This is a genomic window from Echinicola marina (genome assembly GCF_020463795.1).
Classification (GTDB): Bacteria; Bacteroidota; Bacteroidia; order Cytophagales; family Cyclobacteriaceae; genus Echinicola; species Echinicola marina.
The window spans coordinates 2030981-2053974 of sequence record NZ_CP080025.1; the positions used below are offsets into that span (position 1 = coordinate 2030981).

Genomic DNA, 22994 nt, shown 5'->3' on the forward strand with positions numbered 1-22994 from the left:
TTTTCTTGATCTTCGGGTTATTTAGTTGTAATAATGGTAAATCGCCCATTATATATCCTGAGGACCTAGAGCACCTCAGTCTTGAAAATACATCAGATAGTATTTGTATGACATGTGACCACCAGATACTCATCTATCACAATTTTGATAAAAGTAGCCTCCATATCTTTTCTCCTAAATTTCAATGGGCTGAGCTAAAAAGTAAATATCCTGATGTGGGTATTGTATCGATATTTGAAGGAAAAGACAAAGAATTTCTTATTAAAGAATTAACCAAACTCGAATATCCATGGCCTATTTTTTATGATAAAAATAGACAGTTTTTTAGCTTAAATCAGCTTGATACAGTTGATAAGAAAAATAAGAACTTTATTCCGTTCCATTTAAAAGATGGAATAGCTATTTCGGGTGCGGAAGTAGGAGTTTTTCCATATTTGGAAGAAGAATTGAACAAAATTCTTAAGATTGAAGACTGATTTTATTTTAATAGGTCTGTGCTTTTCTCGACTAGGAGTGAGAATAGATTGTAAAATGTTGAATGGTATTGCATGAAATTGATAATGGGGCATTTCAAATACCAGTTATTATAAGGTTGATCTTTTTAACGATATTCATGGCATGACTTTGAGTAATGCCATGAATATTTAAGTATGACTTCTTATATTTCAATCCTTTCAATTCATCTTCAAACGTTTAAATGCCTTACTGAATAGATCATAATTCTCCAGATCCAGTGGTTTACAGGTCTTTCTTCTTCTTACAGGTTTTCCCTTCCTTAGTGCACGTAGTTCCCTTGATTTAGGGTGGAAATACCGTACTTCATCATCTTGGATATAGCTCACCTTTTTGTCCATATATCCACTGGCATGATGCCTGATCAGCCAATACTCATCCTTCTCCTTACTGATCAGGGTTCGGTCTCTAGTATGCTTATACACAGATCCAAATGGAAAGAATTGCTTATTGTACCAGCTGGCATCCAAATCAAAGCTAAATCCGAACATCAAGGAAGTATTAAACCAACACAGTTGTAAATCACGGATCAGCTCAAATAAGGACGGGTAAGACATCTCCATGATGAGCTTTTGATATCCCTCAAAAGGAACCTCTTTTTCATGAACTGGGCTGACTGTCCAGACAGTTTTACTGGTATCTAGCCTGAGCTTTCCGCTGTGAAGCATCCAGGTCAGATGAACCAGTTGATAGGAAAAACTACTGGGATGTTCCATCTCTTCCTCTCCGAGTTTAGTGACTTTTCTGGCTTCTAATACCTCCAGAAAAAAATCCAAAAGGGATGCCTCGTCAATTTCATATATTGAAAAATATTCTCTATTTATCATGGTACTTATAGTTCAATTAAAACAGTCAAACTTTCATTCTGATTTCCAAAAAAAATCACTTTATAAATTCGTGAAAAAAAGTCATATTTTCAATTAACACTCTTGCGAAGGTTTATTTGTCACTATTTACGTCATTGTTCTGGTATTGAAATTCTAAAAAGGACGAAGTCCTATTCGATATGAGATCTTTAAAAAAAGATACTTTAATGTCAACTGATTAAGCTAAGTTTTGACTCTTAGTTGTTTTTAAACAGATTGTGTTGATTTTTACCCGTTGATTAGTTAAATTTTGTATTGAGTTTTTTAATGATTTTTAATTATGCCCAATTTTCCGCACCTATTATTCACCAAACAGTCCACTGCCAGAAATGGATTTCGAAAAACAAGAGGGAGAAATTCGGAGGAATCCGATAAAGATGACAAAGAAAAGGAATCCCTAATTTCCGAGGAAAAGAAGCTCCACTTAAAAACTGTTTTAGGAGCTTATGAGGATGCTGTTTCCAGTAGAGATTCAAAACGTACACTAAATCTTCCCAATACTATAGAGCTAATTCAGGTTGACTTCCATAGTTCTTTTGATAAGCCTTTAGAGAATCATTTCATTAGAGAATATGGAATGGATGCAATCGAAAGAAGTGGATTCAACAAAAATATACTTTTCAAGGTTAGAGATCGGATGCTTTTTAAGAATTTTCAAGATCATTTAAAGGAGGTAATATCATTGCCAAAAGGGAGCTCTCACCTAGGAAAAAGTTTTGCAAGAATAGCTCTAATAAGCAATTTTAAATTACTGGATGCTAATAGAAGAAGGGGAGTACTGTCAGGTAATGAAGGGCTTATTATAAACATTTGTGATATACTTGAAGCCAAAGATGCTGAAGCTCAATTGGAATTTCTTTTTGACTATTTGGAAAAAGAAAAAGTGGAATATGAACAGGATGCAAGGGGGGCAAACCTCATTTTTATTAAGAATGCCAATCGAGATTTGAAAAATATTCTGGCGGATAATTTTGATATAATTAGATTGATAATCTCATCCAGGGTGCCAATTGTTAAGCCAAGTATTGTGGCTACTCCTGTGAAATCTTATGATTTTGAGGTAATAGTAGAGGATGAGTTGCCCATTGTCGCTATAGTGGATACGGGTATTCAAGCTCAGGTTGAACCGCTAATGGATGTTGTAACCTCGATAGCTATAGATCATACTGGAATGGGTGCTTTTTGGGATGAAGCAGGTCATGGGACAGCAGTGGCCGGGTTAGTAGCTCTGGGAACGGATTTTTTCAATGAAGACTTGAAGGTAATTCGAGCTAAAGCAAAACTGGCTGTTTTAAAAGTAATCCATCAGGAAAATGATGACTTGAACATAGTTGCTTTGATCAATGATATAAGGGATCTACACCTCTCTTACGGAATCAAAATATTCAATATTTCACTTAATCTTCCTGGTAATAAAAATTATAATGATCCAGTTGGTAAACTAGCTTATGAATTGGATAAATTATCTTATCAATTAGATGTTTTGATCATTAATTCAGTAGGTAATTATAGATTGGATGATTTGGGCGATCTGATTTCTTCGGGAGAAATAAGTCCTAATACGCATTACCCCAGCTTTTTCTATGATCCTGAAAATACAGATGGATTTCATCTGTGTGAACTGACGAATATACAGGAGCCTTCTGAAGGTATGAATTTGCTGTCGGTGGGAGCATTGGCAGGAAATTTTGAGAAGACCATAAATTATGGGATAACTCCTGCCAGAGAATTTCCCGCTTTCTATTCAAGGAAATGTCACCTGGATTTTTCGGTTGTTCTAAACGGTAGCAGATTAAAACAAACCCAAATAAATAAAAACCTCCGTAAACCTGATTTGGTAATGGAAGGAGGGGATTATCTTAGTGCTGAGGCGGCCATGGAAGTACTAAGAAGCTCCTTGGATCCCAGAGAACCTTTTTATGGAAGAATGGCAGGAACCAGTTTGGCTGCTCCATTAGTGACCTCGTTGGCCGCACAATTACTCAAGGAATACCCAGGTCTTAGGATGACCTCTGTAAAGGCATTATTGATTAATACGGGAAATACACCTACATCCAATAAACTTCCAGAGCACTTTTCTTCAAATGGAAATAAAGACCTTTATTATAAGTTGTCCGGTTATGGTAAGCCCCAAGAGGAAAGATTATTGGCTAACGATTCTAATTCGATGACTTTTGTCCTTGAAGAAGAAGTGGAGCTTGACCATATATATCGATTTCCTCTTATCTTCCCGGAATGGGTCTTGACCACAGAAAATAAGATAGCAATATCGGCCACACTGGTTTATAAGTTTTTACCAGTGGAACATAGCCAAACAGGTTACCTACCACTTCACATGTCGTTCGGAGTATTCAAGTCCAAAGCTGTAGAGGTCATTGCAGAAAATGAAATAAAAGATTATCTCCTTAAGAGTGGGCAATCATGGTCTGAGGATCATTATGCTATCGAAGATAGAATGTTATCAAACGTTCAACAAATCAGGTTCAATATATCATCACATCATTTTGATGAGAATGATCCTTCAGTAGCTTTAGTAATAAGGAGCAGGGGCAAGAAGAATATTCCAGAATCTGATTTGAGAAGATTACAGGAACAGGAGCATCCTTTTTCTTTAGTGGTATCAATATGGGAACTTCAGAAAAACAAAAAATCAGAGCTACACGAAAACCTTTACGAAGAATTAAGGATACTGAATGATTTGGAATCAATTGCCGATTTGGAAGCGGGGTCTTCGGTTGAGGGGGGAATTTAAACCTTGTTTACTTTATTAATGCCTGCTTTTCTCTTGCAATAAGATCTTTCCATATATCCAAGTTGATTTCTACCTGATGGGGAACCAGATCGGTTTCCAATTGGTATAGGCTCCTTTTCATGGCCATAATCAGTGTTTTTTGGATAGTATAATAAGAAAGTCCTACTAATTCCTTTATAAGGGATTTTGTAGCTTTCTTATCACTGAGTTGAAAAACTCCTCGCTTTAATGTAAGATTGACAAGTTCTTCAATCTCCCTATCTCCCGGGAGTTCAAATTTAACTTGGGTATCAAACCTTCTGATTAGAGCATCATCTAGCATATCCGCTTGATTGGTGGCGGCTATTACGATAGTCGATTGGGGTAGATAGTCAAATAACTGCAGTATGGTATTGACCACCCGTTTCATTTCCCCATGATCCTGACTGTAATCACGGATTTTTCCCAATGAATCAAATTCATCTAAGAAAAGAATATAATCTCCTGATGCAGCTTTTTTAAAGACTTTAGCTAAGTTTTTACTGGTTTCTCCAAGCTTTGACGAAACGATGGCCCCCAGATTTACTACAAGTAACATTTTCTGAAGCTCACCTGCTATCACATAGGATGCTAAGGTTTTTCCACAACCCGAAGGTCCATAAAAAAGGGTTTTGTGGGCCACAGGCAATTCTAATGCTTGTAAAAGCGATTTTTTTTGATGTTCGATGATAAAATGTCCCAAGGAATCTTTAACCTGATCACTGCAAATGAGATCATCCATTTTATAATCAGATGTCACTTGGTCCAGGATAAGCTCATCCATTGCCTTATTTCCCATATTGTCCAAATGGATGCCAGAACTGGTTTTACCAGTAGATAAGGTATACTGCTGTCGCAATCCATCTTTAAGAATTGACTGCAACTGTATCGCGAGATTGGTCTTTCTCGTTTTTCGGGCATACTCTATCAGTTCCTGAAGAGAATCCTTCAGTTTTTCCTGATCATTTTCGAGTCCAAAACGTGCGATTTCTTTTATATAGTCAAATTGCTTCACGACAATATGATTGTAATTTATTTCTGACTTATTTCTGCCAATTGACTGAACATTTACTATCGACAATAATTCCCAAAAAATCGAGAAAATTATCTGAAATAAATGCCTGATTCTAAAAGGAATGAGGAGGATCCTTTCTAAAATTAATTATAGCACCTATCATACATATATTTACATATGTATATATTTATATATACAAAGTAAGCATTTTATTACTTACAATGTAATGTTTCAGCTATAATTCATATTGGTTTTGATGGTATTATGCTTTAGGGATACCCTCTAAATAATAAGAAAAAAAACTTAATTTTTAACTCATGTCAGAAACCAATTCCATGTTAGACGATTTACCGGTTACAAATAAAGAAGAAGATGCTTTTCAGCGGTATCCTTTTGCAAGTAGAATAGCTTCCGTAATTGAGGAAAGTAAGAGTTTGGGGTCTTTTGTAGTGGGGATTTACGGTAAATGGGGAGAAGGAAAATCCTCTGTCCTAAATTTTATTAAGAAGGATTTAGAACAAAAGGATGATATCATAATCGTAGAGTTTAATCCTTGGCTCTTTTCTAATGAGGACCAATTACTACTGACCTTTTTTAATATCCTGGCTTCTGAAATTGACAGGCCATTAAAAAGTAAGAAGGAGAAGGTTGGGGAAGCACTTTTGGAATATGGAAAAGCCATTGGTGCAGTGGGAAATTTTGTAGGCTTTAATGGCAAGGAAATTATGGAGGTATTGGGCAAGAAATTGTCTGAGACCTCGATAAATCAATATAAGGAAAGGGTCAATACAGCTTTGGAGGAAGTAGATAAAAGAGTAGTTGTTATTATAGATGATATTGATAGATTGGATATAAATGAAATCCAAATCGTCTTTCGGCTGATCAAGCTGGTAGCAAACTTCAAAAACACCGTTTATTTACTTTCCTTTGATGATGAATTAGTAGCTGCTGCTTTGGACGGGTGTTATGCGAAGGGTGGATATGATTATCTCGAAAAAATCATACAACTACCGCTTAGACTGCCAAAAGCCCAACTATCTGCTTTAAGAAAATATACTTTGGACGCTGTAAATAAGGCGCTAAATGATAATGGGATAAGTTTATCGGAAGATGAAATATATCGATTTATAGAATATTTTGATAAGTGTTTTTTAAGACTGATAACCACGCCAAGAATCGCAGTTCGGTACACAAATGCTATTTCTTTTTTGATACCTATGCTCAAAGGAGAAGTGAATGTCGTGGATCTTTTGATGATAGAAGGGGTTAAAGTAACCATGCCAGGCATATATAATTTCATCAGAGATAATTCAGGCTTACTGACGAGGGATTACAGTGAAAGTGACAGATTTACAAATACATATCATCAGAAGATTGAAGATGCGAGAGGCCAAATTGAAGCGCATATAGATGTTTATAATCATGGAGACAGGAAGATTATAAAGCAAATCATTACCAATTTATTTCCTAATTTGGAGGAGGTGCTAGGACATCAATCCCATTCTTATAAGACTTGGAGAGACTTTTATAAAGGAAAAAGATTGTGCTCTGGCCGTTATTTTGAACGGTATTTTACTTATGTGGTTTTAGAAGGAGAAATTTCTGATGTGGTTTTCGATCATGTAACTGAGCAAATCTCTCAGCATGACTTTATTAATCACCAAAAGGAATTAATGGATTTATTTATCCATATGAAACCTGAGGATGTGGCATTAAAGTTACAGTTTTTAGAAGAGTCATTTGATAGTGAAACGAAGCTTATCATTGCGCTCAATTTATGCTTGATGGGGGAGTATTTCCCAGAAAAAGATTCTGGTGGATTTAGAATAATGGCTGCGCAGCAACAAATGGCTCATTTTATTCTTTCTGCTATTGAGAATCAAGATGAGACTGAAAGAATGACTTTAGTGAAGAAAATATTGGGTAGAGCATGGCCGATGAATTTCGCCTTTGAAATATGGCGCTTACTTCATCCTAATAGCAAATCCAAGGAGGTCGTATTATTGGATACAGAATTGAAGGAAGCTTCTAAAGTCTTATATTCAAGATGTAAAAAACAGTATTCACTAGACCAATTATATAATCATCTTTATGATGCCCATTTTCGATATATGCTAAATATAGGCGGAGAAATCGAACCAAAAACATTGAGAAATGAATTGAAGGAATGGATGGAATCAGACAACAGTAACTTTATGAAATTATTGTGCGCATACAGCCAAACAACCTATTCTCATTCCTCAAATAGTAGTAGAAAGTCACTTACCAAAAAATACAAATCTCATTTTAGTGAAGAATTTTATAAGCAATTGTCTGGAGTGATGGATATGGATTTCTTTTTCGAAACATCAGTCCTACTATTTGGAGATCATTCTGAGTTTAGCCCTGAGTCAGATATAGATGAATTGTCAGAGGAGCAGTTGGTGGGCTGGTTTCAGAAGATTCACAAGACTAATATCGAAGAAGTATAAAGAGATCTTCATTGCCGGTTTTGTGGGATTTTGCAATAAGGTTCTCACACTATGGCGGGACAGATCGTTAGAGGGTCAAGGGGGGATTTCCCCTGATCAGCTTGACTAGTGGCAGATTATATAAACTTTTATCAATAAGGTGCTTTTTTATACTTTAGGATGGGATTTATCTATTTCCTTGGGTAAGAAGTAGCCTTTAATGCAATTTGGGTTTCTTATGCATATCTGGATATGGTCTTTTTCTCTAAATCCAGCATTTGGATAAAGTTCTTCACCTTCCCAAAAAACTCCTCTCACTGAATCGAATTGTTGCAGCTTTTTTTCTTTTCTAACCTTATGTAAAGTCTCAATAACTGCGCAATCTAATTCTCTGAGAAGTAATTCTCTTAAATCACCTATGACTTTGTTTTTAGGTATGTTATATCCGGATGCATTATACGATTCAACTAAAATCTGGTGGCCAAGCTTAAGAAGCTTTAAATTCTGATAATCTAATAGATCCAAGCAATATCCTAAATTCAGTACTGCTCCAATTACAGCTGGCTCTTTTATGGGGTTAACAGCTTTGCCGGGATTGTTTTTGAGATGGGTTGCATATTCCAGAGCTCTAGATGGGCTGTTTTCCCAAAAATACACGCCATTTCCCAACCAGTCATATTTATTATTACTAACACGGAGGCTCTGGTGTCCGTTTAAAACTTTATCAACAACTGATTTATCACACCCATGGAATCCAAGAACTAAGCCTGTTCTTGTGGAATACATAGATGTTTATAATTCTTCTTGAGATTACCCTTTTCCGTAACGATACCAAGTTCTACTAGAAATTTTCTCGAAGCAGACTTGCTTTTGGATACTTTCACCTTGTATTGCTCAAGGATGTTTATAAAATTGTCCAATTCTTTATCTTCCATTTTTTCTAATCACCTTTTAATACAAATGTACGAAATTCGCTTAATATGTTCTAGTCATAGTTGTACTTGGCCCAATACTAACTCGGTATTAGGTGGGGAATTCCATTTATAATGAAATGGAAATGGCCCAGTTTGGCCGAAAAGGATGGCACAAATCAAACCGTTATATCCACTATTTTCTTAAGACTATCAAGATTGCGGTTAAAACATAGTTGGATGAAGCGGGTGAAGTGCTTTGAGAATTTGCGTTTTGTGGTCCTTTTCATGACGGAGTTTTTCAGGCGTTTCTAAGGCTTCAAGGTGAATGCACTTAGACAGTTTTTTGTCTCTTATCCAAACCTTTTCTATCACTGGGAGTTGGGATACAAATTAGTCTAACTTAATGGACTGTTAACCGACTGCATAATAAAAGCCGTATGAATCAAGTGGTTCACTGCCTGTCGCACAATAGAGGGATACGGTTCTCATATTATGTCTGGACAGGTAGTGAGCGTTTAGGGGTGAGATACCCCTTTACCTACTCGACTACCCTCCGTATTGTTTTAGGTTATCGATCTTATTCTTAAAGTAGCCAGACGTTTCACAGGTAATTTCGGTGTTACCATCAATGCGGCAATCATACCAATCATATATTTCTTGAGCTATTCGATCACCTTTGGTTGATAAAACTTTTAAAGTTCTAAACCTTTCAATATCCTCCTGAGTAACCTGGAATTTCCGCCACAAAACACCATATTCTTCTGTAAAAGTATTTGATTTTAAATTCAAATCAGGAGTACCCCAGAGTACAAATGAACTTTGAGTTTTGGGCCTATTTGCAACTTCTTGAGATAAATCAAAGTATTTGTCCTCAATAGATTTTGTTGAAACAATCATAAGTTGGCCAATATCACCAATGTTAGATCCTAAAGTTGCAAAATATGCAGCAATATTCAGGTCACTTGTTAGGTCGAAAAAGGATGTGTCAAAATCGTAATGTTGCATGATCCCAATAATTGACAATTCGATATTGGGATCTGGATTTTGATCAGATGGAGTCAATCCGAACACAGCTTCTCTTAAGAAATAGTATAGACTAAACGTGTTTGTCCTAAAATTTGGATTTGCATAATGATGTCCAGATATCCAATGGTTGACCTCGTTAAAAAGTGGTTTTCCAAGAAGGTTCCGACTAAATGTTGATTTGGTTTCAATCCATAACTCAGTCCTTTCTCCTCTGAAGAGGTATTTAGGTTGCTTCTTAAGCATCTTTTTCTTTTCCTTAAAATCGAAAACTTCAAGGGAAATGAACTCCTGAGAAAAATTTAAATGTATATCGTTTGTTAAATCTATTAAGCTTTGCATAAATGGAGGGTAACGATCGTATATACGCACTGCACAGATTTCTCTAATATCTTAATTTTCAAAAAAGGCCTTCTAAGCTCTATCAAATTCATTTTTAATCATTTACAGTTGAACATATCGCCCAAAAATAAAGAACAATTAAATCAAATACTCCACTTAGGATAATTTACCAATCCTGAATGCTGGCCAAGATTTTGTAGTATTAGAGCGATTTTTGTGTAGTACAAACAATTAATGGCACACCACAAAATTATTTAAAAATTTTGTGGTGTATAGTCGTCTTTTTTAGCGTCATTTAATATATCTGACCAAGGCATTCTACCGAGTCTAATCCAGTCAATCGCAGCAAATAAATGAGCAAGCCCAATACCATATGACAAGTTATTTCTAATCACAACATCAACACCATATCTTTTTTCTGTAAGCATAAAAAGAGTTGATTTGATTTCTTTACCGGTATCGTAAGCTGGACATAACATGTTATGTTGCCCTGCAATAATTAATTCAGGAAAATGAGGATTCATTTCAAGAGGTATTTTATTTAGTAAGGAATCAATTTCATTTTCATCGGTTAGCCTATTTTTTATATATCCGATATGTCTTGAAATAATGATTCCAAGCACTGGGTTTCTGTATGTTGGTAACCAATCAATCGGAGTTATTTTTCTATTAGTTTCAGTAAAATAAGGGTCGTTTTGATATAATTCTGTTTTTATTCGTTGTCAACATAATTCTTTAACAGAAGTGCATTGTGCTATGGCCTTTCTTAATACACATTTGTTTGGATCGTCATTAATTAAGATATTATGTTTCGCTTCGATATATGCGTAAACAGCTTCTATAGGAATTTTTTCCTTTCTGGAATAATCATTTCTATGGACTAATTTTAAGGTTGGAAATCTTTCTTGGTCGTAAATAATAATATCGTCACCTGCTGTATTTCCTTTACTGTCAACTACAAATCCTCGGCAGATTCCAAATTTTTGGGGAAGAAAACTTCTCAAGATTTCACAAATGGCAATTTCAAATTCGTCACCATAATCAAAATTAAATTCGGCTTCGATATCTTCTAATCGTCTAATGAATTTGTCGTTTAAAGTTTTCACATAGTTGCCATATAGAAATGATGTTTTCATGTTAACCTATTTAATTTCTAATTTATTGCTGTTAATGAGGTTTTAAACCCATTGAGCATATTTCTTATATATCCTAATTTCCAAGAAAAATCAAATAAATTATTTCAAGGCTATTTATCCAATTACAAAAGCTTACCAAATACATGTAATCATTTACAATCAAACATATCCTCCAAAATTAAATAACTCCCACTTCCTAAAAAATACCCCATCTAAGGTATTTTTCACCAATCCCCCAAAAACAAAAAACTCCCATCATGGAAGCTTTGTGTATTTATTCAATATCAAAAATATCTTTAGGAGGTACTTTTAAAGCTTTGGCTATTGCATAAATGTGGCTGATACTTGTATTTATCTCTCCTCTTTCTATTCTTCCTATTTGACTTAATGTAAATCCCGTATATTCTACCAAATCTTCCTGGGATATATCTTTCGATTTTCTCAACTCAACAATTTTTTTTCCAACCTTATTAATGAAATCCTGGTCTCGAAAGTTTTTCATTGGAGCAAGGTCATAGAAATATTAATTTTTTATTAGCGCATATTTGCGTTATTTGTATTTCATTTATAGATTAGCTCTATAAATGAAATAGTTAATTTATAACTTGCGATACTTAAAATATTTAGGCATCGCACTTTACGTCTTGTCACTGAAACCTAGGAAATTTCTCTGAACACAAGGCAATAAGTGAAATGCTCACGCCATTGGCGTGAGCTCGCTTGTTCGTGTTCAAGGTTCTTCCTAGGTACCAAGTGACGGATAGGCTGAGTTCACGCCATCTTTTTTGATGTTGCCTATCAAAGACGTTCCATAAAAATATTAATGCTATGGAACAAAAAACAAATCATTTTTCAGCGTTTGACCCTTGGGTGGAAAAAGTGAAGAGTAATGAACAGAAATCCGCTGTTTTTGCCCCTTACCAATCTGGTGTCACCAATTTCGACCTGGGCTTCCGTCGTAAACCTAAAAATCCTATCTAATATCATTTGGGTAGTGAAATGGAGTATATAATGGATAGTGTACACCATATTATATATACTCCATTTCAAATATTAAAAAGCACCATCAATCCGGTTGCTCGGTATCTATTTTTAAACCATCAAGATTACTGGTGTCGCTCATTCTAGATACTTGATACTAAAGTCTTGATACTAACATATCGCAATTCGCAGGTTGCATTCGCTACATGGTTCTCCGGAAGATCATTGGCGTCTGGTAGGGTAGCCTGTCCCGGAGCTTTATTAGCGCTGGGATTTAATCAATTTATTATAAATGTAGAAGTGTTGGAAAAGACACTAGATGTCAGACTTACTCCCTAAATCCCCCTTAAAGGGGACTTCTCGATCTCGTAAACGAGGTCGGTTCCTCCCCTTTAAGGGGGAGGCTAGGTGGGGGTATTTATGGCTTCGCTAGGTGAGATTGCTTCTTCCCTCTGGTCATCGCCTGCCTGCAGCAGGCAGGCAATGACGGGTTTGAGGGCGTTATCGCCTCCGTAACCAAGTCTTTTATCTAGCGTCTTGTGTCTAACATCTAAAAAGACGCTAGACCAAGCATTCCAATATTTCTACAAAGACCTTTATAACTATGAAAGCGTTAACGAAAAACAGCTTACTGGCATTGCTATGCCTTTTTGGAAGCAATACATTCAGTCAAGTTGCTACACCTCCTGCCATCATGGGATTGGATACTGCTCCGGCTCCGGTGCTGGTGTACGGGGAGATCAGCAGCAGGACACCCTCGGACACGGTAATCCTGACCTTTTGGAACCATTATCTCAACCGTTTCACCAAAATGCCTGCCCCGCTCAAGATTGGTGCTAACCCTAAATGGGGAACGGTTTATGCGGGTACTGCCCGAAAGCAGACCTTTACCATAAAGGTTCCCGCATTTTCGGATTACGGCTACTTTAGTCTGGGGGATGGTGACCAGACGTTCTTGGACCGGTACCTGGTACGCGCCGGGGACAGCATCAAGGTCAGCATAGATTCAAGAAACAGAATATTGGTCTTTGCAGGCCCTTCGGCTGATTTCTATCAGTGCCAGCGGGACCTGGAGTTGGCTCGGGCCCATTCTTCCTTTAACCAGAAGGTGCCTCTCCATGTCCCGGACAGGAAGGCCGTTTTGGAGGATGAAGGGAAGCGAAGGGCCTTTAGCGAAAGCAATAATGGCCTGGGCAGGGGAGTTAGCATAATCGAAAATGGGCGGGACCAGCTCCAGGACCTGATATCCCAATATGAATCACTATCAGCTCCTGATCGCCAGTCAGAGGTGCTCCGTAGATACAGGGATAAAGTTGACCCCTTTGCCCTTCAAATCCTTGAAGCGAACAGCATCGGGACTAGGCGGGCGGTATGGCTCAGGGGCGTGCACAAATACCTCTGGGCGGCTGTCCGGAAACTGGATGACAAGGCATTGGAGGAGGAAGTCCGCCAGCTATATGACGATTGGATAAGGGATCTTCCAGAGGAAGAATTTTCCCTTGCTGTGATGACAAATGCTTTGGGCTATATGGATTACCTGTTCGAAAAGAACAGGGCCAGGATGAAGTTCATGGGCATGGACTTTATAACGGCGATAGGTGAGCGCTATGCTCCCGGGATAAGGGATATCCTATTGACCAAATACCTTACTTCTGATTTTCAAAGACTGGACCCGTCAGACAGGCAACGGTTTTTGGCAGAGGCTATCCATCATACGACCACCCCTTGGGTGATGGAGCTTTTTAATAAGTATGTCGGTATAAATACTGAAAAGAGCACTTTGCCCGACTTTTCCCTTTTGGACACCAATGGAGGGGAAGTACCCTTGGACAAGCTCAAAGGAAAGGTAAGCCTGATCGATTTTTGGTACACCGGCTGTAAGGCCTGCATAGGTTTTTATAAGAATACCCTTCGCCCCTTGGAGGATCATTTCTCTGATAAGCAGGACTTCCAGATCGTTTCCATTTCCGCTGATCCTAGCACGCAGAGGTGGCTAAAGAGCATCAGTTCCGGTAATTACACCAACCCAAAAGGGACCAACCTGACCACAAAGGGATTTGACCATCCTTTGCTGAAATACTTCAATATCTATGGTTTTCCCTATCAGGTGCTTTTAGACCAAAAGGGAAGGGTGATCCAGACCGGAGGGCTCCAGAAAAGCGCTAATGAGCTTATCCCCTTACTGGAAGACATATTGAAGCAAAACACCGATCATTGAACATTTTAAAACCCTGACACATGAAACGAATTATACCCTTTTTACTTTATGCCTGCCTGCTTCCCATACAGATGATGGGACAGACGGATGGGGATACACTAAGGTACCGCCTGGAAGGGCGGGTTTTTACAGTAGAAAATGAGCCCATGCCCGGTGCCACAGTAAGCATGGAAGGTTCCTCCCAAGGCACCGTTACCGGTGAGGACGGAGGCTTTCAGCTGGCCTTAAAGCCGGGGCAGTATACCATCACCGTACATTTTCTGGGCTTCCAAAAGGTAAGCAGGAAAATTACCGTTCCTTCGGATTCCCCTATTACCATCACCATGCGGGAGGATGGCTTGGACCTGGAGCAGGTAGAGGTACTATCCACGGGGTACCAGAAGGTTCCACGGGAGCGGGCCACCGGATCTTTCAGCTATCTGGATGAAAAGCTGCTCTTGCGCAATCCGGGGATGACGCTATTGGACAGGATGGAGGACATCACCTCAGGGCTCATCTATAACCGGACCGGTCCCCCGGAAGACCGGATCAGCATCAGGGGTAGAAGTACCTTGTTCGCCAATGCTACGCCTTTGATCATTATCGATAATTTCCCATATGATGGGCCCTTAGAGAATATCAACCCAAATGACGTGGCCAGTATCACTGTCCTTAAAGATGCCGCAGCCGCTTCCATCTGGGGTGCCCGGGCAGGAAACGGGGTCATCGTCATCACCACCAAAAGAGGCAGCTTTGACCAAGGTATGCAGGTAGGCTTTACGGCCAATATGGAAATTGGCGAAAAAAGAGACCTTCATTATATCCCCCAAATGGACATGGGAGATTTTATAGAAACCGAACGTATGCTCTTCGATCAGGGCTATTACCAGAGTGCCGAGACTTCCAGAAACAAGACGATGTTGTCCCCGGTGGTGGAGACACTGATCGCCATGAGGGATGGGATGATGAGCAATCAGGAGGGGGAAGACAGGATCGCGGCTTTTAAACAAAATGATATCAGGAATGACCTCGAAAGGTTCTATTACAAGAACACCTTTCGGCAGCAGTATGCACTCAATGTCTCGGGGGGAAGCAGTCGCCATAGGTATGTGGTTAGTGGAGGTTATGATCAGGCCTTTGGTCAGGTAATCGGGGACATGCAGAATAGATATACCTTTAACCTCACGCACCAGTGGAAGGCCATGGATGATAATCTTAAGCTTAACGCGAGCCTGTATTATGTGGGGACCTCAGAGAGCTCGGACACATCTCTTCCTGATCCCTATCCCTATGAATCCTTGGTGGATAGTAATGACCGCCCACAGCGGATATATGCAGGTTTCAGTGATCGCTTTATCCGGAGTATCGAAGGCAGTGGATTATTGGATTGGACCTATACACCTCTTGAAGAAATCGGTCTGGACAGGAAGCAGTCCAGTGACCGTGATCTAAGGGCAAACCTCTCCATGGAATACGACCTCTCACCAAGCCTGTCACTTAGTACAAGTTACCAGTACTGGCAGGCCAATGGGGAAAGTAGTGACTTCAGTCCCCAAAAACTGTTTTCCACCCGTAACCTGATCAACCAGTTTACACAGGTAGAAGAAGATGTATTATTGTACCGAGCCATCCCCGATGGGGGGATTCTTGACCGCTCCTTTGTGACATCCAATAGTCATAATGTCCGGTTCCAGGCGGATTACCACCATAAGTGGGCCGGCCGGAACGAGCTGTCGGCGATAGCAGGTTATGAGCTCAAGGATTACAGGACAGCAGGGACTTCCACGCGCTTTTATGGGTATGATGATGTGCTCGGTATCAGCGTACCTGTGGATTATATAACACGGTTTACCAGATTCCATAACAACCGCTCTGCTTCCATTCCCAATAGCGACGGACATTTTGAAAGAAATGACCATTACCTCAGCGCGTTTTTCAACAGTGCCTATACTTATAAAGGGAAATATATTCTATCAGCAAGTGTAAGGCGTGATGCTTCCAACCTTTTTGGGGTCGATACCAATCAAAAGTGGGTCCCATTATGGTCCCTTGGAGGAAGCTGGCTGATCAGCGAGGAGGAATTTTTCCATAGTGGATTCCTGCCTTTCCTCAGGTTAAGAAGTACCTTCGGCTATAATGGTAATATGGACCGCTCGGTCTCCGCACGAACAACCGCTTTTTATACAGTAGGTGGAGTAAGGGCAATTATCCCAGGAAACCCTTATGGGGTGATCGTCAATCCGCCCAACCCCGAACTGCGCTGGGAAAAGATAGCGGTCTGGAATTTGGGACTGGATTTCGAGACAAAAAACAATATACTCTCGGGAAGCTTGGAGTTTTATAAAAAATCCGGAAAGGATCTGATTGGGGACACGGCCATTCCCTCATCCACAGGCTGGATAGATTTCAGGGGCAATTATGCCGGCACCACCACTTCCGGGGTAGATTTTATTTTGAATTCAAAAAATCTTGGCAAGAAGTTGCAGTGGGATACCCAATTGCTGTTCAGTGCCCTGAAAGAGAAGGTAACGGATTATACGGCAAGGGCTTCTGTCCGATCCTACATGCTGAATGGGGCAGGAAGTGTTTATCCCTTGGAAGGCCGCCCCTTGTTTGCGCTTTATAGTTATCCCTGGGCAGGCCTGGACCCAGATACGGGAGAGCCCATGGGCTATCTGGACGGTGAGGAAAGTAAGGATTATAATGCCATAATCGACAATACCACCGCAGAGAACATTCATTATAATGGTCCCGCTCGCCCTACGGTATTTGGGGGGCTGAGGAACACCTTTTCTTATGGAGGCTTTTCATTATCGGTTAACATAAGCTACAGATTGGGCTATTATTATAGGCGCTCATCAGTAAGCTACTATAATTTACTTTCGGGACAGATCACGCATGGGGATTATGACCGGAGGTGGCTGAGGCCTGGAGATGAATCCATGACCCAGATCCCTTCCATGCCCGATTCCAGGGATGCGAACAGAAGGACCTTCTACCAGTTTTCTGATATTCTGGTCGAGAAAGGAGATCATATCAGACTAAAGGATGTCAGGCTAGGATATCGATTTGTCCAGGATAAACAAAACTTCCTGCCCTTCAACAATGCCGAGCTGTTCATATATGCTAATAACCTTGGCATCATCTGGAAAGCTGCCAAAGAAGATCCCATGGATCCCGATTTCAGAACAGCAAAACCATTAAGGAGCATGGCTTTGGGTATAAAAATAGATTTCTAACACATTAAAGACATAGCTCCGTCCGCCGTATTTCATGTTTAATTCTAACCGGATTGATTATTAAAGGCGAATCTTGGTGGGCGGGGCTTGTTTTATCTAAGAATTAAGATGATAGTAGAAAGAATTATAGAGAAAAGAATAAGGAGTAAAGAGGAAGGAGGAAAGAGGAAAGACTTGATTTCGGAGGCGAGTACACGTGCTGTTCCAAGTCCACAATTCGATGTCATTCTGAACGCAGTGAAGAATCTAAAAAACAATGAATGGTATTAAAGAAATAGGATTGCCACAGTCTCCGCCACGCCTGCCTGGCGTCAGACAGGGCAGATCCTTCGCAATGACGGAGACGATATGATCTCGCTGCCGTAATCTAGTCTCAAGTCTCACGACTCAATACTCAATACTATCAACGAGTCCCTTACCGCGTACTTTCTTCATATGTGATCATACATCATCTTAATAAACAGCGGGACATGTTTCCATACGGGAAACGGGGACTTCTTTTTAGAAGAAAGAGTAAAGAAGAAAGAATTTACCTCCTCCTAACCTCCCACTGAAGGGGGAAGAACCGATTTTGGTTACGATACCAAGAAGTCCCCCTCAAGGGGGATTTAGGGGGTAATTAATTGACACGGAAACCATAATAGCAATGACGGATACGATACGGCCTTACTACCGAAAATAATTCTCATGTCTAATACCTCAAATCTAAAGTCTAATTAAAAAATGAAACATACAATCAAACTCATATTCACTATCATGATCATCAGCATCATTCATCTCTTGTCTTCCTGCGAATCCTTTTTGGATGAGAAGCCAAGCAAGGACCTGGTAGAACCTAAAACCTTAAAAGACCTTTGGGCACTGTTGGACAATAGTCTTGTTATGAATTCTTCTCCAGCCTTGGGGCTTTTGAGTTCTGATGATTTATTTACAGACCAAAATGGCTGGAATGCATATCGCAGTCCGGTAGAAAGAAACGCATACATTTGGATGGATGATCTGTATAGCGGAGAAACCCACTCTCTGGATTGGTACTATTCCTATCAGCAGATCTTTTATAGCAATGTGGTTTTGGAAATACTCCAGGAGATCGGCGAGGGAGAAACGGAATCAAAGGCCATTGAGGGTAGTGCCCTGTTTTTTCGGGCCCATGCCTATTTCAACTTAATCCAGCTTTTTGCAGGCCCATATTCCAAGGAGACCGCATCTACCGATCTTGGGGTCCCATTAAGGTTATCTTCCAATCTGAACAATCGGCCCAAAAGGAGTATGGTAGATAAAGTTTATATGAAAATTTTGGAAGATCTGAAAATAGCCATAGACAACCTTCCGGAAGAAGTTCCTTTTAAGACAAGGCCTTCCAAGACAGCAGGTCTAGGCTTGTTGTCACGAGTTTATTTGGCTATGGGAGATTATAAGTCAGCAAAAGATTATGCAGAAAAGGCTTTGGCTCTGAATAGTAATTTGATCGATTTCAGTGATTTGGATGGTCAGAGGTACTATCCTTTTGATTTATTCAATGAAGAAGTGGTTTTTCAGGCGGATTTTCTTGAATACTCTTTTTTAACCTCCTCTTCCACCTGGGTTGATAGTACCTTGTATAATCTTTATCTGGATGGCGACTTAAGGAAAGATGTTTTTTTCGATATAAGCTCAGACGGGAACGTTACTTTCAGGGGGAGTTATACAGGGAATTACCGTGTATTTTCCGGAGTATCGGTACCGGAAATTTACCTTACTTTATCCGAATGTCTGATAAGAGAAGGGGATTATGGGAAAGGTCTGGAGGTGCTGAATTCCTATTTGTTGACCAGATGGGAGGCTGGGAAATTTGTCCCATTCACTGCAATGGATCGGGATCAGGCATTGGGAATTGTTCTGAAAGAACGGAGAAAGGAGATGGTCTTCCGTGGTCTTCGCTGGATGGATTTAAGACGTTTGAACAAGGATCCCGATCGGAAAAAAGATATCGTAAGGGAATTGGACGGGACTGATTATGTCTTGGAAGCAGAAAGCAATAAGTATGTATTGCCGATCCCGCCCGATGAAGTGGATTTGGCAGGACTGTTGCAGAATCTACGATGAATAAATAACAGTGCGGAGACTTCTCTCCGCACTGTGATCGCATACTGATTATGGATTCAACAATTCAAAAGTACCTGTTTCGTTGGGGATGGGGTTTCCATCCACATCATCATAAAGACACTGTTCAGTGGAAGCATTGCATTGATAATCTTTACCGTACTCGAGCTCCGTCACATTATGCCAGCCGTTTTCATCCTCTCCCCAAATTTCTTCACTTACCGGAGAAGATGTATTGAAAGCAAAAGCCCCTACAGCACCCAAAAGAAATGCTAATATTGGGAGTTTTTTCACGAATTTATTCATAATTGAAATCGGGATTTTTAACCATCAAAATCCCTTAACGTTTATGGTTGCTTTGCCTACTCTTTTCAGGATTTTCAGCATCCTCCTTTTCGCTGCCAGGCACAGGTACAGATTCCACCTAGTTTACCCGTGTCATGGAATCGGGCAGTATATTTTCAAACCCTTGTCCCGATTCCGCCTTGGCGGACGGGACTTTTAATTTAAGTCTCCTACTCACTTTCCTATTCTGGATTTATAATCCAGACTTACTTATAAAAGGCATTTGCAATGCCCAAGACTGATTTAAATTACTTCATCCATTTTTCATAATCTAGTCATCATGCTCGTTGTCTTGTCAGTTTCATTGCAGGACTTTTTAAATTTGAGACTCGGACTCAGCTAAGCATTTCAAGTTTCACATATCAAGTCTTACTCGCCATCACTCCAAACACCCCCAAGACAATAAATCCTACATTAAACAAAAAATGCCCCTCCCAGCTCATAGATTCGATAAATCCTGCACAGGAACATGGCACACGAGGAAAGGCTCCTATCCAGACCAAACCGATATAAGTAGTGAAGACCGTTATAAGAAGGGTTGAAAGCAATAGTCCTAGCTTTCTAGTATTTCGTACCATCAGCATCAGCGTCAATACGAGTTCCACGATTAGAATAATATAGGCCAGTTTCCTTGCCCAAGCTAGGGGAATGGTCTGATTTTGCATGGCCTGTAGAAAGCCATTATATCCCACTAGCTTTTCCATACCCGTATATGCCCAAAGAAGGATAAATAGAATTACAGTGACCATATAAAAATTGGATTTAGAAAAATATAATTGCATGTTGACACGAGATTTAGTTTACTGCCAAACATACTTTTCTAATCCGGGGTTATCAAAAAAAATAGCTGAATGAGCCTTTTAAAGGGTTGAAACAGGGCTTTAACCGGTTAAGCTTTTTTAAGCTTAAATGTTACGGTTAGCGCTGATTTATTGCTGATCCCAATTTCCAATCTCCATGCATAAACGATAGTCATTTGCAATACCATTCTCCTTCGACAATTAACCAATTTCTCCTTAAAAAATGTCAAGTTCCCATTCTCAATCCTACAGTTCGACAATTCTACACTATCCCTACATCAAATCTAGGGCAAAGCTGCATCAAAGCCGGGGCAAAGCTGGGGATAGGCTGACCCCTCGGTCAATGATTTTAACAAAAAGTACAATTTTCAGAGCTGAGTTATGTGTAAAATCATAATTCCATTTTTCTATGCTTACCCATTATCCCGCTAGCTGAGTTGCAGGATCATTAAAATTGAGCCTGTGCCTCCCAAACTGGTCTAAATTTTTCAACTGTATATTCACTTGCATCTAGGGACCAAAAAGTATGGAGAGTTTTTATTGTTAATGATTTCCTTACCATGCGCGAATCGTTTGAGGGAAGTAAATGGATGGCTTTCGTTTCTTATAAATGTTAATTTGTTTACAAAATCCACTCTTTCATTGCCACGCTGGTCCAGATTTGCAATCTGGACCCATCAATAAAGGGCATTTGAAATGCCCGACAATTCCTCATTCCCAATTCTCCCAGTTTTACAGTTCTACAATCCAACAGTTCAACAATTCCTAATTTTCCTTATTTTCCACATAGTCCACTTTCGATTTCTTCCCATTCTTCTCTGTCACATCTTGCCCATATGTTTAACTAAAAAACCATACATTATGGCAAGACAATCTAGTTTTATCAAATTGGAAGGAACCATCGGGGATGTGACCTTCTACAAAGGAAGAAATGGCTATAATGCCAGACAAAAAGGAGGGATTCCAAAAGAGCGGATCATGAAAGACGCAAAGTTTCAGCGGACTCGTGAAAATCTTGCGGAATTTGCTAGAGCAGCTACTGCTGCAAAACTTCTTAAAAGAGCTTTTCAGGAAATCGTTGCTAAGGCAAGGGATGCGAGAACGCATAACAGGATTTACAGTCAGACGATCAAGGTATTGAAGACGGACCTCGTTTCGGACAGAGGAGAGAGGAAAGTGGAAGACGGGGATATCTCCCTTTTTACTGGATTTCAGTTCAGTTCAGCATCGGTATTTGAATCGCTGGTATTTGCCGATCATACCGTGCAGGATAATGGTGCTCAACTGGTCGTTACCTTTAATCCATTTGTGCCTAACAGGTACTTGGCTAGACCTGATGGAGCTACACATTTTAAAATGTTTATGGTCGCCGCCAGTGCTAATTTTACCGATCAGACCAAACAATCTGCAGTGGTAAGTAGCGCAGAGTACAGTATCGGTGAAGATGAGGTGGCAGACCTCATACTTACTGTGGACAAAAATCAATTGGCCGGTGCTGATCATTTTTATGCTTTGGGTATTGAGTTTCTGCAGGAGACCAATGGTAAAACCTACACCTTGAACAACGGGGCACACAATGGTGCAGCGATCATTCTTACAGAGGAGGGAACATGATTCTTCATTTGGATCGTGAATATTGGCCTGGGGGTACCATTGGTACCCTCACCATTGAAGGATTTAAGGTAGGCCGTAGTATTGAATGGCCATGGCACAGGAACAACCCACAGACTTCCTGTATTCCTGAAGGACTATACCTTTTGGAGAAAGAATTTGAATCCTCTAAAGGCTGGCATATTCGTCTGAAAAATGTTCCAGGTAGGGAGCACGTTTCAATCCTCCCAGCCACGGATATCAAAAAACTTTCTCCAGGAAATATAGCTCCAGTAAAGCGGGCCATAGGAGAATACAAAGGGATACAGTCCAAGCATCTTTTTGAAAAAATCAAAGAGCTCCTCTATCAGGCCATGAATCAAGAAGAAGTCTTTTTGGAGATCAGAAGTTCTCCGGACAAGGCTTTGAATTTGTCACAGTATCAAAGAAAAATAGCATGGATCAATTAGTCCTTCCAGGATTATCTGAAGCGGTGGTTTCTTTCCTATTATCGGTGATTACCTACTTGTTAAAGCTATTGGTCCAGGAAATCAGACAAATGAAACGTGACCAGTTGGAACTCCGCGATATGTTTTTATGGCTTAAAGCAGAGCAGCAAAACATCCGCGAGTGGCTAGACTCCCAGCTCAAACAAATAAAATCAGAAGAATGACTGGAGAGTTTACTATGGATACAGAAGCAAGGGAGGTCTCCTTTGCTTCTTAAATTTC

General features: G+C 39.8%; 21 protein-coding genes. 11 read left to right on the plus strand and 10 right to left on the minus strand.

Features of this window, described 5'->3' with window-relative positions; genetic code table 11:
* Nucleotides 1–107 precede the first annotated feature (107 nt).
* Nucleotides 108–476, plus strand: coding sequence for a hypothetical protein (locus KZP23_RS08490; RefSeq protein ID WP_226335791.1), 369 nt, complete (start codon nucleotides 108–110; stop codon nucleotides 474–476).
* A gap of 198 nt (nucleotides 477–674) precedes the next feature.
* On the opposite strand, the gene KZP23_RS08495 is transcribed toward KZP23_RS08490, so the two are convergent.
* Entirely contained in the window at nucleotides 675–1340 is a 666-nt protein-coding gene (locus KZP23_RS08495) for a hypothetical protein (RefSeq protein WP_226335793.1), read from the minus strand.
* A gap of 319 nt (nucleotides 1341–1659) precedes the next feature.
* Here KZP23_RS08495 and KZP23_RS08500 point away from each other — a divergent pair, with 319 nt between their 5' ends.
* Nucleotides 1660–4131, plus strand: coding sequence for a S8 family peptidase (locus KZP23_RS08500; protein ID WP_226335794.1), 2472 nt, complete (start codon nucleotides 1660–1662; stop codon nucleotides 4129–4131).
* 7 nt (nucleotides 4132–4138) lie between these two features.
* Here the strand turns inward: KZP23_RS08500 and KZP23_RS08505 are convergent, their stop codons facing one another.
* Nucleotides 4139–5164 (minus strand): AAA family ATPase, encoded by a 1026-nt coding sequence (locus KZP23_RS08505; RefSeq protein ID WP_226335796.1) that lies wholly within the window; start codon nucleotides 5162–5164, stop codon nucleotides 4139–4141.
* A gap of 317 nt (nucleotides 5165–5481) precedes the next feature.
* On the opposite strand from KZP23_RS08505, the gene KZP23_RS08510 reads away from it, so the two are divergent.
* Complete coding sequence (locus tag KZP23_RS08510; protein WP_226335797.1) at nucleotides 5482–7635, plus strand: KAP family P-loop NTPase fold protein; 2154 nt, start codon at nucleotides 5482–5484, stop codon at nucleotides 7633–7635.
* A gap of 147 nt (nucleotides 7636–7782) precedes the next feature.
* Here KZP23_RS08510 and KZP23_RS08515 read toward each other — a convergent pair whose 3' ends face one another.
* The 6 genes from KZP23_RS08515 to KZP23_RS08540 form a co-directional block, all read right to left on the minus strand.
* Entirely contained in the window at nucleotides 7783–8400 is a 618-nt protein-coding gene (locus KZP23_RS08515) for a hypothetical protein (RefSeq protein WP_226335798.1), read from the minus strand.
* Complete coding sequence (locus KZP23_RS08520) at nucleotides 8376–8549, minus strand: hypothetical protein (protein WP_226335799.1); 174 nt, start codon at nucleotides 8547–8549, stop codon at nucleotides 8376–8378. The genes KZP23_RS08515 and KZP23_RS08520 overlap by 25 nt, the downstream gene beginning before the upstream one ends.
* Before the next feature lie 525 nt (nucleotides 8550–9074).
* Nucleotides 9075–9893 carry an FRG domain-containing protein gene (locus KZP23_RS08525; RefSeq protein WP_226335801.1) on the minus strand — a complete coding sequence of 273 codons (819 nt, stop codon included), beginning with the start codon at nucleotides 9891–9893 and terminating at the stop codon, nucleotides 9075–9077.
* A gap of 254 nt (nucleotides 9894–10147) precedes the next feature.
* Complete coding sequence (locus KZP23_RS08530) at nucleotides 10148–10516, minus strand: hypothetical protein (RefSeq protein WP_226335802.1); 369 nt, start codon at nucleotides 10514–10516, stop codon at nucleotides 10148–10150.
* Between the two features lie 99 nt (nucleotides 10517–10615).
* Complete coding sequence (locus KZP23_RS08535) at nucleotides 10616–11029, minus strand: DUF6602 domain-containing protein (protein WP_226335803.1); 414 nt, start codon at nucleotides 11027–11029, stop codon at nucleotides 10616–10618.
* 274 nt (nucleotides 11030–11303) lie between these two features.
* On the minus strand, nucleotides 11304–11531 hold the full coding sequence (locus KZP23_RS08540; protein WP_226335805.1) for a helix-turn-helix domain-containing protein: 228 nt from the start codon (nucleotides 11529–11531) through the stop codon (nucleotides 11304–11306).
* A gap of 326 nt (nucleotides 11532–11857) precedes the next feature.
* Between KZP23_RS08540 and KZP23_RS08545 the strand changes: the two genes are divergently transcribed.
* The 5 genes from KZP23_RS08545 (at nucleotide 11858) to KZP23_RS08565 (ending at nucleotide 19531) form a co-directional block, all read left to right on the plus strand.
* The gene (locus tag KZP23_RS08545; protein ID WP_226335806.1) at nucleotides 11858–12010 is read left to right on the plus strand and encodes a hypothetical protein; all 153 of its coding nucleotides are present in this window, start codon (nucleotides 11858–11860) and stop codon (nucleotides 12008–12010) included.
* 604 nt (nucleotides 12011–12614) lie between these two features.
* Nucleotides 12615–14228, plus strand: a complete 1614-nt coding sequence (locus KZP23_RS08550; protein WP_226335807.1) for a TlpA family protein disulfide reductase — start codon at nucleotides 12615–12617, stop codon at nucleotides 14226–14228.
* Nucleotides 14229–14248: 20 nt separating this feature from the next.
* Nucleotides 14249–17446, plus strand: a complete 3198-nt coding sequence (locus tag KZP23_RS08555; RefSeq protein WP_226335809.1) for a SusC/RagA family TonB-linked outer membrane protein — start codon at nucleotides 14249–14251, stop codon at nucleotides 17444–17446.
* A 108-nt stretch (nucleotides 17447–17554) separates the two neighbouring features.
* The gene (locus KZP23_RS08560; RefSeq protein WP_226335812.1) at nucleotides 17555–17716 is read left to right on the plus strand and encodes a hypothetical protein; all 162 of its coding nucleotides are present in this window, start codon (nucleotides 17555–17557) and stop codon (nucleotides 17714–17716) included.
* Nucleotides 17717–18169: 453 nt separating this feature from the next.
* Nucleotides 18170–19531: a RagB/SusD family nutrient uptake outer membrane protein gene (locus KZP23_RS08565; RefSeq protein WP_226335814.1), complete on the plus strand. Its 1362-nt coding sequence runs from the start codon at nucleotides 18170–18172 to the stop codon at nucleotides 19529–19531.
* 48 nt (nucleotides 19532–19579) lie between these two features.
* On the opposite strand, the gene KZP23_RS08570 is transcribed toward KZP23_RS08565, so the two are convergent.
* A complete protein-coding gene (locus tag KZP23_RS08570; protein WP_226335816.1) occupies nucleotides 19580–19834 on the minus strand; it encodes a DUF6520 family protein in 255 nt (84 codons plus the stop codon).
* A 401-nt stretch (nucleotides 19835–20235) separates the two neighbouring features.
* A complete protein-coding gene (locus KZP23_RS08575; protein WP_226335817.1) occupies nucleotides 20236–20655 on the minus strand; it encodes a MauE/DoxX family redox-associated membrane protein in 420 nt (139 codons plus the stop codon).
* Between the two features lie 879 nt (nucleotides 20656–21534).
* Between KZP23_RS08575 and KZP23_RS08580 the strand changes: the two genes are divergently transcribed.
* From KZP23_RS08580 to KZP23_RS08590, 3 genes are read left to right on the plus strand one after another with little or no spacing between them, the layout of a single operon-like run.
* Nucleotides 21535–22287, plus strand: coding sequence for a hypothetical protein (locus KZP23_RS08580; protein ID WP_226335818.1), 753 nt, complete (start codon nucleotides 21535–21537; stop codon nucleotides 22285–22287).
* Nucleotides 22284–22733, plus strand: coding sequence for a DUF5675 family protein (locus KZP23_RS08585; protein ID WP_226335821.1), 450 nt, complete (start codon nucleotides 22284–22286; stop codon nucleotides 22731–22733). Before KZP23_RS08580 ends, KZP23_RS08585 begins: the two co-directional genes overlap by 4 nt.
* Complete coding sequence (locus tag KZP23_RS08590) at nucleotides 22721–22936, plus strand: hypothetical protein (protein WP_226335823.1); 216 nt, start codon at nucleotides 22721–22723, stop codon at nucleotides 22934–22936. Before KZP23_RS08585 ends, KZP23_RS08590 begins: the two co-directional genes overlap by 13 nt.
* The last annotated feature ends 58 nt before the right edge of the window (nucleotides 22937–22994 follow it).

Coding starts and splice junctions, on each gene's coding strand:
- KZP23_RS08515 (WP_226335798.1), bottom strand. CDS start 8,400: ATGTATTCCACAAGAACAGGCTTAGTTCTTGGATTCCATGGGTGTGAT.
- KZP23_RS08510 (WP_226335797.1), top strand. CDS start 5,482: ATGTCAGAAACCAATTCCATGTTAGACGATTTACCGGTTACAAATAAA.
- KZP23_RS08545 (WP_226335806.1), top strand. CDS start 11,858: ATGGAACAAAAAACAAATCATTTTTCAGCGTTTGACCCTTGGGTGGAA.
- KZP23_RS08565 (WP_226335814.1), top strand. CDS start 18,170: ATGAAACATACAATCAAACTCATATTCACTATCATGATCATCAGCATC.
- KZP23_RS08495 (WP_226335793.1), bottom strand. CDS start 1,340: ATGATAAATAGAGAATATTTTTCAATATATGAAATTGACGAGGCATCC.
- KZP23_RS08585 (WP_226335821.1), top strand. CDS start 22,284: ATGATTCTTCATTTGGATCGTGAATATTGGCCTGGGGGTACCATTGGT.
- KZP23_RS08555 (WP_226335809.1), top strand. CDS start 14,249: ATGAAACGAATTATACCCTTTTTACTTTATGCCTGCCTGCTTCCCATA.
- KZP23_RS08525 (WP_226335801.1), bottom strand. CDS start 9,893: ATGCAAAGCTTAATAGATTTAACAAACGATATACATTTAAATTTTTCT.
- KZP23_RS08550 (WP_226335807.1), top strand. CDS start 12,615: ATGAAAGCGTTAACGAAAAACAGCTTACTGGCATTGCTATGCCTTTTT.
- KZP23_RS08560 (WP_226335812.1), top strand. CDS start 17,555: ATGATAGTAGAAAGAATTATAGAGAAAAGAATAAGGAGTAAAGAGGAA.
- KZP23_RS08575 (WP_226335817.1), bottom strand. CDS start 20,655: ATGCAATTATATTTTTCTAAATCCAATTTTTATATGGTCACTGTAATT.
- KZP23_RS08490 (WP_226335791.1), top strand. CDS start 108: ATGACATGTGACCACCAGATACTCATCTATCACAATTTTGATAAAAGT.
- KZP23_RS08540 (WP_226335805.1), bottom strand. CDS start 11,531: ATGAAAAACTTTCGAGACCAGGATTTCATTAATAAGGTTGGAAAAAAA.
- KZP23_RS08580 (WP_226335818.1), top strand. CDS start 21,535: ATGGCAAGACAATCTAGTTTTATCAAATTGGAAGGAACCATCGGGGAT.
- KZP23_RS08535 (WP_226335803.1), bottom strand. CDS start 11,029: ATGAAAACATCATTTCTATATGGCAACTATGTGAAAACTTTAAACGAC.
- KZP23_RS08520 (WP_226335799.1), bottom strand. CDS start 8,549: ATGGAAGATAAAGAATTGGACAATTTTATAAACATCCTTGAGCAATAC.
- KZP23_RS08590 (WP_226335823.1), top strand. CDS start 22,721: ATGGATCAATTAGTCCTTCCAGGATTATCTGAAGCGGTGGTTTCTTTC.
- KZP23_RS08570 (WP_226335816.1), bottom strand. CDS start 19,834: ATGAATAAATTCGTGAAAAAACTCCCAATATTAGCATTTCTTTTGGGT.
- KZP23_RS08500 (WP_226335794.1), top strand. CDS start 1,660: ATGCCCAATTTTCCGCACCTATTATTCACCAAACAGTCCACTGCCAGA.